Below are 13,275 nucleotides of genomic sequence, written 5' to 3'. Positions count from 1 at the left end.
GAGTCTCAGCCTCTGTTGGCAGACGGCGGATCAGACATAGGAAAAAGCAATTCAAGCTTCTTCCTAAACACATCCCTTAAGAATTCCGGCATAAAGTATTTTTTCTCCTCGGCGTGCCTGATTTCCGGAAAGAAGGGGCCAAACGTGAACAGGTCAGCTGTAGCCAATATATAGGTTTGCTCAGGGATAAGCTTTTTGCCTGCTATCCTAATTTCCCTTTTACTAGGATCGACTTCAATTCCGCGGAAAACAAAATTCCCCATCACCTTTCCTCTAAACCCTAGGCCTTTCAGCTCTAAATCAGCCCAGTCCTGTTGCATGGCGTGAAGGATAATCTCCTTCAGCTCAGCCCCGGTTAATTTCACTGTGCATGGATTGATGGGATGGGGCAGCATCCGGTGAATATCAGCCTTTGTGACTGGCCCTTTATCAAGCGCCTTTAAAACAAGACCCGAATTGATCATGGTACAGTCTCCGCCGCACCAATCATGCAAAGCATCACAAAGGAGATCGGATAGAGGCAAAGGTTTGGTCCACGAGAAGGCAAGCGGTTCAGGCAGCAAGGCAACTTTTTCGTCAAGCAGCTTTAGCCCTTCCCTCTGCAATCCGGCGATAAAGTCTTCCGCATCTGCAGGCTGCGGGATTGCAGCAGTTTCTACAACGGCAGCTTCGCTTTCCGCAAGCATCCTGCGATTTCTGTCATATGTAAGAGTGACCGAGCCGATATATTCGCCGTACCTCCCAGCGGCTGCAAGCAGCGTATTATTCACCCTTTTCCCGTTAGGCAAAAGATGGTGAGTATGGGCACCAAGGATAAGGTCGATCTCCGGAAAAACAGCGGCCAGCCGTTCGTCATCATGGATACCAAGATGAGACAAAACAATAATGATATCTGCATGTCCCTTCAGTTCGTTCAGCTGCATGGCAAGTTCGGTGATCGGCTCTGTCAGCTCCCAGCCTAAAAGTTCATATAGCTTCTGGTAATAAGCAGTGACAGCTGTGACACCGATCTTTGTTCCCGCTGCTGTTTCATAAATTTTATAAGGCTTTACCCAAGCCGGACGCACTTTTCCCGGATAGTACAGATTTGCGCAGATCACATCAAAACGGGCTTTTTCATAAAGCCCGTCAAGCGCCTCATGGGAGAGAGTAATTCCTTCATTATTGCCAATTGCGGCAGCGTCGTAGCCCGCCTTGTTCAGCAATCCGACATTTCCCTTGCCTAGTGTCCCTTCTGTATAAGGATGCCATCTATCGACAAAATCACCGATGTCAAACAGAAGGACCTCTTCCCCCATCTCCTTCTTCTTTTTCCGACCTTCAGCAAGATAATCAGCAATCCGCGGCCAATTTTCAAAATGACTGTGAACATCATTCGTATGGTAGATATGTATGACGTCCTTCATTGTTTCCACTTCCCATCTTTCTCTAGAACAGATCCAATTGCCTTGGTGCAAGATTGTCATACTCCAACCCAAGCATCTCGATCAGCCTCAGTGCATTGTCCGCAGCATCGCCGCCGGAATTATTATTAAAGAGCACGTAAATATTTTTCGATTGCTTACCTAATTTAAGCAAGTTCTCTTTCCACTCGAGAAGTTCCTGCTCATTATACCGATAAAGATAACGGACCTCCCGCCAGTTTTTTCCGTTCGGCTTCCGCCAAGCCGCCTCATTCCGGCCATGGAGGCGGACGAGTGTCTTCTCTTTGTCGGTCGCTTTCAGTACCATAGGAACAGAGCCGGTGCCTGCCTGAGGCTCGTCGCAGACCGTATGGATCCAGCCTTCTTCCTCCATAAACAGCATGGTTCTGTCCATATATTGCGGTTCATACCATGTCCTATTTCGGAATTCGAGCGCAAGCGGCAGCCCTGGCAGCATTTCCCGGCAGTATCGCAAGTATTGGACATTCTCCTTTGTACAATCAAACCATGGCGGAAACTGAAAGAGAACCATCGCTAATTTCCCGCTCTCTTGAAAGGTCCCAATCATTGCTGAAAATGCTGCAAACATTTCTTCTTTAGAAGAGAAGGGAATTTCTCCGCGCTGATGCCCGGTCATCCCCTGATAGGCCTTCACGATAAAACGAAATCCTTCTGGCGTCTCCCTTACCCACTTTTCCACATTCCGCTGCGGCTGGATTGCATAAAACGTAGCATCCACTTCCACAATCGGAAAATAGGAGGCATATTCTTTTAACTTATCTCGTGCCGCGACTTTCTCCGGATAGAGTGTATCATGATCACCCCAGCCGGTAACTCCGATATAAATCATGCCTACACCCCTTTCCACACGTACTTTACATTCTTGGATACTCTATTTTACCTTGTACCCGATTGGAAGGGAAATGAAAACAGCCTCTAGGCGCATGTCCCGTTCTATTGGTCAAATGGAAAGAGTCTTTTAAGCTGATGGTGGTGCTGGAGTATTTCGAAGCCTCGCAGGATATGTGCTGCCGGCTACGATTGTAAGACATATCTTACCACTCACAATAAATAGCACATAAACATCTACCCATGTAGTGTTCGCTTATATAGTCCAACTTGCCAACATAACTTGGGGTGAACTTACATATTAATCAGTGACGATTTGGCCATTAGCATGAATGAGAATAAACTTCTTTATTAACAGGAGGCAACTATGAGTACGGCTAATTATTTGCTTAGCAGTTTAATTTTTTTGGGAACCAGCTTTGCTGCACTTCTTGCTTTGATTCTTTATAAATTCTCTAGAATAAAAGTTCAGCATTTGTATCTTCTCTGTGGAGGAGTGTTAGTAGGATTGATTGTTTTAGAGCTGGTGCCACATTCTGTTACAGAGTTTGGTTTGGTTAGTGTTGCACTAGGTACTTCATTAGGCATACTGTTGTGCATGTGTCTTCACAATTTCTTCGACCAGCTGCCTCCTTTACCTTACAGATCCGCATTGTTTTTAGTCACTGCAATAGCTATCCATAATATCCCGACTGGTTTAGCAATCGGTTCAAATTTGGACAATCAACTACTGTCTTCATCATTTGTAATGGCCATTTTGCTGCACCAAGTACCGGAAGGTTTAGCTATTATGGTTTCTCTGCTAAATTCAAAAAGAAAGCACTTTAATTTCCGTATCTTTCTCTCCTTTTGTCTGATCATCTCCGGCCTTTTTCTCTTATTTTCGATCATTGGCAGCGTTTTGGATCTGACACTCAAACTGAATGGACTCATATTAGGCATCGCTATAGGCTTTTTATGCTTTACCGCTGTTTGGGAATTTATTATCACTACGTATAAAAAGGTCCATGTCTTCGCTTCTTCTTTTCTATTATTGCTGGGTATGGGCATAATTTACTTTTTCAGTCAACATATTTAAGTAATGAGGTATAGGCTTCTAAAGAAATGTTCATTATCTTCATACCTCGTTGGCGGGACAACTGTGAAAATCTTTGTAGACGACTAGAGCCGTTTCTCTAAACTGTTGTTCCAACGATCTGGATGCCCATACAATGCATGCTCTTCATTCTTGATTACCAAGTACATGATCATATGGTTTCCCATTTGTGTTAGAATTTTATGGAGCCAAGCTATATATTGACATTTCATAGTTGGCAGTTTACTATGTTGTTTAAACATTCATTTAAATATGTGAATTTCTTATCCAGAGAGGTGGAGGGACTGGCCCTTTGAAGCCTCAGCAACAGACTAATCAGTACTGTGCTAATTCCAGAAGCGTTAGCTTGGAGATAAGAAGAGTACTAGCGGATGCCGATACCTCTTCTTATTTTTATAGAAGAGGTTTTTTATTTCCTTGAATCAAAAAAGAAAGTAGGAATCGCACATGTCCATTACATTAACAAAAGCACCGTTTAGAGCAGACCACGTCGGAAGCTTCCTTCGCCCGCAGGTTTTAAAAGACGCACGGGCTCAACATCAAAAAGGTGAAATAACAAAGGCAGAATTGCGTTTGATTGAGAATGCGGAAATTGCAAAACTTGTTGAAAGACAGAAAGAATCAGGTCTTAGCGCCGTAACAGACGGTGAATTCAGAAGAACATATTGGCATTTGGATTTCATTGAAGCTTTAGAGGGAATTAAGGTATTTGATATTGATGCAACTGGCTTATTCAACGGAGCGATGAAAAAAGCCAAAGTTTATACGGTACACTCCAAATTGAAGTTCCCGCATAATCATCCATTTTTAGATGACTTTGCTTATCTCAAAAGCATAGCCGGAGACCATGTTGCTAAAATTACGATTCCAGGACCGAATATGATTTTTTACTCTGGAGTCGTTGCCAGCCAGGCCTACCTCGACGAACCTGCTTACCCATCATTAGATGATGCTGCCCAAGATATAATCCAGGTTTACAGAGAAGCGATTCAGGCTTTCTATGATGCAGGCTGCCGCTATTTACAGCTAGATGATACGAGTTGGGGCGCGTTGTTTAGTGATGAGTTTAGAGAACGAATCAAAGCTAAGGGATATGACCCGGATGAATTAATCAAAAAATTTGCTGATATTACAATCGAAGCTGTCGCAAATAAACCGGAGGATATGGCAATTACCCTGCATATTTGCCGAGGAAACTTCAAATCTTCATGGCTGTACCAAGGCGGTTACGAGCCGATTGCTGAGGAATTATTCTCTCGTGTCAATGTCGATGCATTCTTTTTAGAATTTGACAACGAACGTGCAGGTGATTTTCACCCATTGCGTTTCATTAAGGACCAGCATGTCGTTTTAGGACTCATTACATCCAAGACAGCAGAACTCGAGGATGAGGAAATGATAAAACAGCGGATTTCAGAAGCAGAGAAATACGTGAACATCCGTCAGCTATGTTTAAGTCCCCAATGTGGTTTTGCCTCAACTGAAGAAGGCAACCGCATTACGGAAGAGGAGCAGTGGAATAAAATCCGACATGTCGTTAAAATTGCATCCGACGTTTGGAAATAAACAATGTTCATGCCCCGTTACAGGTTATATGTAATGGGGCATTACTATTGATAGGGTTACGCTAATCTACGAACGAGAAAAAGCGCTCGAAAGAAGCTGGATTGCGTACGCATTTTTTGGTTGCGGCAGGAAGTGCACTCGCAATGGTTGTATTTAAATATGCCTTTTACGATGTTTTGTCAAATAGCTCCATCGAATTGGATCCGATCCGGATTGCAGCTGGAGGTGATTAGCGGCGTTGGCTTTTTAGGAGCAGAGACGATTCTTGCTAGGCAATATTTTTAAGCCACATCATGATCCGGACAACTTGGAACGGCTCAAACCAAGCAACTAAAAAGAGGATGATTGCAAATGAGGCGAGTGAAATGAATGTTACAGTTCCTTTTTCCTTTTTAGAGAAAGCAATAAAATCCTAGATAACTCACAAAAAAGACAACTCCAATCATTACAATTGGTTCATAATAACTTCTACTAACCAATGAAAGCCGAAAAAGATGACTCCCAAGAAAGTAAACATAATTGATTAAATACCGAATACTTTCATAATAACCCTCCCCGCATTGATTAACCATAAGTTGCAAGGGGTGCCCCGCTTTTACTTTTTAAGGTTGTTCTTCACCAAACCCTCTACCAAGATAAAAACTTTTTAATAATTCTAAATTGAGTATTCGTTTATCACTAAATCGCTTATAATTTGGTTACAGTGACTTATTGACTATAGACAAAAGACTGGAGTGCCGACTCAATCAGGTAATATATTACATTATAGCAAAAAGTCAAGCGTTGATATATTGCCGCAAATTGTCAAATTGACTTTTGATGGAGGAAATAAATGGATACTATTTGGTTGTACTCAAAAACTGAAGTACCTGCAATTACCAAAACCGCTCTCGAGCGGGAGAGACTGCTCCAACTCTTACAGAATGGGAAATCCGCAAAATTAACGGTTGTCCAAGCCCCAGGCGGTTATGGGAAAACAACAATCCTGAGCCAGTGGATAAGCAAGATTAGCGAACCTACTTCCTGGTTCTCAATTGATAGTCTTGATAATGATCCAGTTCGCTTTTGGAAATATGTTATACAATCTGTATCTAACTCTCTTAACAATGATTTGGATAAACGGTTGCTGCCGCTGTTTTCTTCCAACTTACATCCACCTTCTGAACTTATCATTGATTCTTTCTTAAATGAAATTAGCTCGCTTAAAGAAAATTTGCATATTGTCCTGGATGATTATCACGTCATTGAACACCCGGTTATTAATGATATGATGATTCGCTTTATAGATTACTTGCCGAATAACACGCGCATTTACATTTTAAGCCGTACCCGTCCGCCGCTTCCATTAGCCAGATGGCGTATGGATTCAACACTTACAGAAATCGGGCTCCTACAATTGTGTTTTACCTATGAAGAAGTTAAAAAATTGTATGAAGAAAAAAATCTCAAAATCAATGAAGAAAATGTTTTTCAAAATGTATTGGATATTACGGAGGGATGGGCAGCTGGTATTCAGTTGGCGAGCTTATCCATTATGAATAATGGAATAAATGAAGGTAGGTTTGATGGATCACATCCGTTTGTAGCCGATTTTCTAATCGATGAAATTTTTGAAACCCTTCCTCCCGATACTCAGCATTTTCTTTTGCAAACGTCCATCCTTAACATGCTGGAACCACAGATTTGCGATTTATTAACCAATCGTTCAGACAGCTGCGACATATTAGTCGAGCTAGAAGAAAAAGGTGTATTTACAGTTCGAATGTCGTCAATTCCCCCTGTATTTCGGTATCATCATTTATTTGCAGATGTTCTTCAAACAAAAATGAGAAACTTTTATAGTGAGGAACAAGTGAGAGCGGTTTGTCAAAAAGCAGGAACACTTTTTCGTGAAAAGGGCGATTATATTTCGGCCATTGAGTTAGTTTTGCAGCACCAAATTTTTGATTTGGCGGATTCATGGATTACTGCCTACCTTGTAGATATTTTCACTACAGGTCAAACAACTACATTTATTAGATGGGTGGATACCCTTCGAAAAAATAAATATCCCCTTCCCTATGAAACTCTTGTTATGTACACGATCGCTCTAACCTCAATTCCTGAATTACAGGCAGCTCAACAAATAATTGATGAACTTGAACAAAGGCATGCTGCTGATCGATGGATGGAACATGCTGATCATCAAGGAGTTGTTAGTATCTTCACTACCTTAAAAGCATATGTGCTTATGACGATCGGTGATAATCCTGAGAAAGTGGTAGAGATAATAGTAACACAGCTTAAAACAGGGCGGACAAGTTCCCGCTGGGATCATATTCCGATTCAATACAATCAGTTTGAACCAAAATTATCCAGAACATTAATGGGAGCAAAGGGAAAGCTATCTCCAGTAAATCATGCAATTGCGTTCGCAGATTTCCTGCGTCAAAGCGATTTTAAAGAACAGAATATGATGGGATACAGCTACGGGGTGTTAGCTGAGATCATGTACGAGGCGAATTTGCTTGAAGATGCATTACATGAAATAGAAGGCGGTTTGAAATATGCCCATCGTTTTCAGGACGCGGGATTATCCATTCCTCTGTATATATTAAAAAGCAGGATTTATGCTGCAATGAAACAATTCACCGCTGCTCAGGCCGTGTTGGATCATGCCATGCAGGGTGTGAATGAGTGGTATTGGATTCGTTCATTGCAAGCGATGAAGGCGCATTGTTATTTGATGGAATCCAACATAAAAAAAGCCGAGGCAGAACTGTTCAAAACAAAAAGGCCGGACATGTTAAAAATCGAGTTGGGCCAAGAACTCTGGCTTCTCGTATACGTCCGATATTTACTGGCAACGAATCACGTTCAAGAGGCTTTGCCAATCATTATTCGTGTAAAGGAAAAAGCGTTAATCGAGAATCAAATTTCAACGATTATCGAAGCATCATTACTTGAAGCACTATGCTATATGAAAGTGCATCATAATTCATTAGCCTTCAGCACCATCCATAAAGCAATGGAGTTAGGCGTAACCTATTGCTACAAAAGAACTTTTTCGGATGAGCTGGATCTGATCCCGTTACTAAAAAAATATGCAGATTTTCGGCAAAAGAATGGAACTGAAGAGTGGCAATCTGTTCCCCTCACCGCTATTGAAGAGTTATTAAATCATGGTTACAAGCATACCGAGACATTCAGGATACATTTACTCACCCCCCGTGAAAGGGATGTACTCCGTTTGTTAGCCAGTGGTGCTTCGAACCGAGAGATCGCAGCGAAACTTTTTCTATCGGAAGGAACGATACGAGTCTATTTAACGACTATTTACAGCAAGCTTGAAGTTCAATCTCGAACTCAAGCAATTTTACTTGCGAAAGAATGGGATCTATAAGCCAACTTTCAGGATCCGCTAACATTCATATAAGCCTTTATTTGCTAGCACATCTTATTCCGGGATGTGTTTTTTCATTTATAGGCAAACAGGAAAAACATAATGATCAAGTATTAACATTCCTCAATATCGGGATGGAAAGAAAATGGTATATATTATAAAAAACGCCTTTACCTTGTATAGTAATGGAGGGAAAGTTAGTGGTTAAATTGGATCAAGAATGGGTGAAATTAATTTATGAAGCAAAAGAATTGGGTCTAAGCATTCGGGATGTAGAAGCATTTTTACTTAATCAGCTTAAAAAAACCGAAAAAGAGATTCGCCATCATTAACATGCATATTCCACACATCAGGGGCCTCGAAGGTCTTTTTTTTGATCTATTCCCCCCACTTGCCACAAGTATCAGAACTTATCCTTATATACCTGAAAAATAGAAGAAGACGAACTTCAAAAGTTCGTCTTCTTCATGTAATCTGAATCGGCAAAAAAACGGTATGCAGATGGTTTTTGCTGCCTATTCGTATCAGTCAAATCCTTTGTTACCAAGGATTACAGCCGATTTAACCGATAGACCCTTCCATCTCGAACTTGATCAGGCGGTTCATTTCAACGGCATATTCCATCGGCAGTTCTTTTGTGAACGGCTCGATGAAGCCCATGACGATCATTTCGGTCGCTTCTTCTTCGGAAACGCCGCGGCTCATCAAGTAGAAAAGTTGTTCTTCTGATACCTTCGACACTTTCGCTTCGTGCTCGAGTGAAATGTTGTCGTTCAAAATTTCGTTGTATGGAATCGTGTCGGAAGTCGATTTGTTGTCCATGATCAATGTGTCGCACTCGATGTTGGAACGTGCGCCATCCGCTTTGCGTCCGAAGTGGACGATTCCGCGGTAAGTCACTTTTCCGCCATGCTTGGAAATTGATTTGGACACGATTGTAGATGACGTGTTCGGTGCCAAGTGCATCATTTTTGCGCCTGCATCCTGATGCTGGCCCTTTCCTGCCAATGCAATCGACAATGTCAATCCGCGAGCGCCTTCGCCTTTCAGCAGGACAGCCGGGTATTTCATCGTCAGCTTCGAACCGATGTTGCCGTCGATCCATTCCATTGTTGCGCGCTCTTCGCAGACTGCACGCTTTGTTACGAGGTTAAAGACGTTGTTCGCCCAGTTTTGGATCGTTGTGTAACGGCAGTATGCGTCTTTTTTGATGATGATTTCAACAACTGCACTATGCAAAGAATTCGTTGTGTAGACAGGTGCTGTACAGCCCTCTACATAGTGGACAGAAGCTCCTTCATCAACGATGATGAGCGTCCGCTCGAATTGGCCCATATTCTCGGAGTTGATCCGGAAATAAGCTTGCAGCGGTGTGTCAACTTTCACGCCAGGCGGCACGTATATGAACGATCCGCCGGACCAGACAGCAGAGTTCAGCGCGGCAAATTTATTGTCTGTCGGCGGAATGACTGTTGCCCAGTGCTCACGGAAAATGTCTTCATTTTCACGGAGCGCGGAGTCTGTATCTTTAAAGACGATCCCCATATTTTCAAGATCTTCTTTCATGTTGTGGTAGACCACTTCTGATTCATACTGAGCTGATACACCGGCAAGATATTTCTGCTCAGCTTCAGGAATACCAAGCTTATCAAATGTGCGCTTGATCTCTTCCGGCACCTCATCCCAGCTTCGCTCAGCCTGTTCGGACGGTTTTACATAGTAAGTGATTTCGTCAAAGTTCAAGGAAGACAGATCGCCGCCCCATTGTGGCATCGGCATTTTATAAAAGTGTTCCAGTGACTTCAGGCGGAAATCGAGCATCCATTGCGGCTCTTCCTTCATTTTTGAAATCTCTTCAACGATTTCGCGCGTCAATCCCCGCTTTGAGCGGAAAATGGAGACGTCTTTGTCGCTGAAGCCATATTTGTAATCTCCGATATCTGGAGCTTTCTTAGCCATACATCATTCCTCCATTCAATTATTCCCGTTCTCCAGTCCTTTTTCCAAGGCCTTCCATGCAAGGGTTGCACATTTGATCCGGGCCGGGAATTTGGCGACACCCTGGAGTGCCTCCATGTCGCCGAGGTCAAGGTTCCCCTCGTCATATTCTTTCCCTTGGATCATTTCCGAAAAGATATGCGAGAGCTCAATGGCATCGCTGACGTCCTGCCCGATGACCGTCTGTGTCATCATCGATGCGGACGCCATGGAAATGGAACACCCTTCCCCATCGAACTTGGCGTCGGTCACTTTCCCGTCTTCGACTTTCATCGTCAGCCGGATCCGGTCGCCGCATGTCGGGTTGTTCATGTCGACTGTCATGCTTCCATCCTCTAGGGTGCCTTTATTCCGCGGGTTTTTATAATGGTCCATAATGACTTGTCGGTAGAGGGTATCCAAGTTATTAAAAGACATTCGTGAAATACTCCTTTGTTTTAACAAGCCCTTCTACAAGCCTGTCGATGTCTTGTTCCGTGTTGTATAGGTAAAAGCTGGCTCTCGCTGTTGCCGACACTTCAAGCCATTTCATCAGCGGCTGTGCACAGTGGTGACCGGCCCTGACAGCAATCCCTTCGGAGTCAAGCACAGTAGCCACATCGTGCGGATGAACATCGTCAAGGTTAAACGTGATAACACCCGCACGGCGGTCCGCCTCTTTCGGTCCGTAAATTGTGCAGCCTTCGATCGCAGACATCTTCTCCAAGGCATATGCGGCAAGTTTATGCTCATGCTCAAGGATGGTATCCAGCCCTACCTCGTTCAAAAAGTCGATGGCAGCGCCGAGCCCGATTGCTCCGGCAATGATCGGCGTGCCGGCTTCGAACTTCCAAGGAAGCTCTTTCCAGGTCGACTCCTGCAAGCCGACAAAGTCGATCATTTCTCCGCCAAACTCGACCGGCTCCATCTCCTCCAGCAGCTCGCGCTTGCCATACAATACGCCGATGCCAGTCGGGCCGCACATTTTATGACCCGAAAAAGCGAAGAAGTCGCAATCAAGATCCTGGACGTCCACTTTCATATGCGGAGCGCTCTGTGCACCGTCTACGACCATGATGGCTCCGTTGCGATGGGCAATCTCTGCGATTTCTTTCACAGGATTGATGATGCCGAGCACATTTGAGACCTGCATAACTGAAACAATTTTTGTTTTTGCTGTGATGATCTTCTCGGCTTCTTCCATATCAATCGTGCCATCCGCCAGAAGCGGCAAATACTTCAGTACCGCTCCTGTCTTCTTGGCAAGCTGCTGCCAAGGGATGATGTTGCTGTGGTGCTCCATATAGGTTATGACAATTTCATCGCCTTCCCGCACATTGGCAGGCCCGTAGGACGCGGCAACCATATTGATGGCTGTTGTCGTTCCGCGGGTGAAGATGACTTCCGCCGAAGAGTTGGCATTGATAAATTTGCGTACCTTTTCCCGCGCGCCTTCATAACGGTCTGTCGCTCTCGTTCCGAGGGTATGGACTCCGCGGTGGACATTCGAATTGTATCCGCGGTAATAGTCGTCAACTGCTTCAATCACCTGTATAGGCTTTTGAGAGGTCGCAGCACTGTCGAGATAGACGAGCGGGTGCCCATTTACTTCCTGGTCCAGGATTGGAAATAGTTTGCGAACCTCGGATCTATTCATTATCTGACTTTCCTTTCGATAATATCAGTCAGCTGATTCTTAACTGCTTCAATCGGCAGCTTCTCAACGACCGGCGCAAGGAAGCCATGAATGACAAGTCTCTCTGCTTCGGCCTGTGTGATTCCGCGGCTCATCAGATAGTAAAGCTGGAGCGGATCAACACGTCCGACAGAGGCTGCGTGGCCGGCCATTACGTCATCTTCATCAATCAAAAGAATCGGGTTCGCGTCGCCGCGTGCTTTCTCGCTGAGCATCAATACACGGGATTCCTGCACAGCATTTGATTTGGTTGCTCCATTTTCAATCTTTCCAATTCCGTTGAAAATGGATGTAGCAGCATCTTTCATAACGCCATGCTTCAAAATAAAGCCTTCTGTATTTTTGCCATGATGGACAATGCTTGTCGTGAAGTTCTGGGTTTGCTTGCCCCGGCCGACAACGACGGTTTTCGCATGGCTGTTTGAGCCGTCGCCCATCAGGTTTGTTGTGTTTTCAAAAATGGTATGGCTGTCATTCATCATGCCGAGCGCCCAATCGATGTTCGCATCACGGCCTGTCGTTCCGCGGCGATTGACATAGACTGTAGCCCCTGCAGGAAGAGTATCGACACAGCCGAAGACAATTTTCGCATTGTCTTTGGCAATCACTTCCGCCACAATGTTGATAACACTGTCCTCAACCGTTTCATTCGTGGACACATAGTTTTCCACGAATGTGACCGAACTGTTGTCGTCTGCAACGACGAGCACATGGTTAAACATAGCTGCTTCCGCATCGTCGTAAATATATACTGCTTGGATCGGTTCCGTAACTTCCACATTCTTTGGAATGTAAAGGAAGGCACCGCCATTCAATAGAGCAGCATGCAAAGCGGTCAGCTTATGTTCATCCGTCTTTACGGCTTCTGTCATGAAATATTTTTGCAGCAGATCGCCATGTTCTTTTGCTGCTGTGAAAATATCAGTGAAAATAACGCCCTGAGCTTTCAATGTCTCTGATAGTGAGAGGTATGCAGCAGAACCGTTATGCTGGATATACAGATTCTCATTGCCCGCCTCAGTATTGACAGCCGCTTTTGCTGCTTCAGGCAGTTCCTCAAGCGAAGAAAGGGTGCGGCCCTCCGCATGATGCTTGGCGAATTCAGTGAAATTCCAATTGGCAATCTTCGTTTTGTCCGGTCTTGGAAGCGGGAGTTCCTCCGCTTTCGCAAATGCATTCGTGCGGAGCTCCGTCAGCCAGGCCGGCTCGCCTTTTTCAGTAGAAAAAGAGCGAATATAATCCTGATCTATTGTCATTTTTGTTTTGATTGTCATCATGATCCTCC

Annotated in this window: 10 protein-coding genes, 1 pseudogene and 1 riboswitch; of the genes and pseudogenes, 5 read left to right on the top strand and 6 right to left on the bottom strand. The window is 44.1% G+C overall.

What is annotated here, in order from left to right:
• Positions 1-5 precede the first annotated feature (5 nt).
• Both AC0TWI_RS13010 and AC0TWI_RS13005 read right to left on the bottom strand, forming a co-directional pair.
• Entirely contained in the window at positions 6-1,406 is a 1,401-nt protein-coding gene (locus tag AC0TWI_RS13010; RefSeq protein WP_488126765.1) for a bifunctional metallophosphatase/5'-nucleotidase, read from the bottom strand.
• A gap of 22 nt (positions 1,407-1,428) precedes the next feature.
• Positions 1,429-2,274 (bottom strand): DUF72 domain-containing protein, encoded by an 846-nt coding sequence (locus AC0TWI_RS13005; protein WP_488126764.1) that lies wholly within the window; start codon positions 2,272-2,274, stop codon positions 1,429-1,431.
• A gap of 366 nt (positions 2,275-2,640) precedes the next feature.
• Between AC0TWI_RS13005 and AC0TWI_RS13000 the strand changes: the two genes are divergently transcribed.
• The 5 genes and pseudogenes from AC0TWI_RS13000 (at position 2,641) to AC0TWI_RS12980 (ending at position 8,649) form a co-directional block, all read left to right on the top strand.
• Positions 2,641-3,351: a ZIP family metal transporter gene (locus AC0TWI_RS13000; RefSeq protein WP_488126763.1), complete on the top strand. Its 711-nt coding sequence runs from the start codon at positions 2,641-2,643 to the stop codon at positions 3,349-3,351.
• A 278-nt stretch (positions 3,352-3,629) separates the two neighbouring features.
• A riboswitch (SAM riboswitch) is annotated at positions 3,630-3,728 on the top strand.
• Positions 3,729-3,816: 88 nt separating this feature from the next.
• On the top strand, positions 3,817-4,935 hold the full coding sequence (locus AC0TWI_RS12995; protein ID WP_488126762.1) for a 5-methyltetrahydropteroyltriglutamate--homocysteine S-methyltransferase: 1,119 nt from the start codon (positions 3,817-3,819) through the stop codon (positions 4,933-4,935).
• A gap of 83 nt (positions 4,936-5,018) precedes the next feature.
• A pseudogene (locus AC0TWI_RS12990) lies at positions 5,019-5,211 on the top strand (MgtC/SapB family protein); the annotation flags it as partial.
• A gap of 556 nt (positions 5,212-5,767) precedes the next feature.
• Positions 5,768-8,317 carry a winged helix-turn-helix domain-containing protein gene (locus tag AC0TWI_RS12985; protein ID WP_488126761.1) on the top strand — a complete coding sequence of 850 codons (2,550 nt, stop codon included), beginning with the start codon at positions 5,768-5,770 and terminating at the stop codon, positions 8,315-8,317.
• A gap of 200 nt (positions 8,318-8,517) precedes the next feature.
• Positions 8,518-8,649, top strand: coding sequence for an anti-repressor SinI family protein (locus tag AC0TWI_RS12980; protein WP_488126760.1), 132 nt, complete (start codon positions 8,518-8,520; stop codon positions 8,647-8,649).
• A 229-nt stretch (positions 8,650-8,878) separates the two neighbouring features.
• Here the strand turns inward: AC0TWI_RS12980 and sufB are convergent, their stop codons facing one another.
• The 4 genes from sufB to sufD are packed head-to-tail and all read right to left on the bottom strand — an operon-like array spanning position 8,879 to position 13,264.
• The gene (gene sufB / locus AC0TWI_RS12975; protein WP_488126759.1) at positions 8,879-10,276 is read right to left on the bottom strand and encodes a Fe-S cluster assembly protein SufB; all 1,398 of its coding nucleotides are present in this window, start codon (positions 10,274-10,276) and stop codon (positions 8,879-8,881) included.
• A 15-nt stretch (positions 10,277-10,291) separates the two neighbouring features.
• Entirely contained in the window at positions 10,292-10,732 is a 441-nt protein-coding gene (sufU, locus tag AC0TWI_RS12970; protein WP_488126758.1) for a Fe-S cluster assembly sulfur transfer protein SufU, read from the bottom strand.
• Positions 10,722-11,951, bottom strand: a complete 1,230-nt coding sequence (locus tag AC0TWI_RS12965) for a cysteine desulfurase (RefSeq protein WP_488126757.1) — start codon at positions 11,949-11,951, stop codon at positions 10,722-10,724. Before AC0TWI_RS12965 ends, sufU begins: the two co-directional genes overlap by 11 nt.
• On the bottom strand, positions 11,951-13,264 hold the full coding sequence (gene sufD, locus AC0TWI_RS12960; protein ID WP_488126756.1) for a Fe-S cluster assembly protein SufD: 1,314 nt from the start codon (positions 13,262-13,264) through the stop codon (positions 11,951-11,953). The genes AC0TWI_RS12965 and sufD overlap by 1 nt, the downstream gene beginning before the upstream one ends.
• Positions 13,265-13,275 lie beyond the last annotated feature (11 nt).

It is taken from the genome of Lederbergia sp. B243.17 (assembly GCF_057657925.1).
Note: the sequence above shows the minus strand (reverse complement) of the source record. Positions and strands in the feature narration are given on the sequence as shown.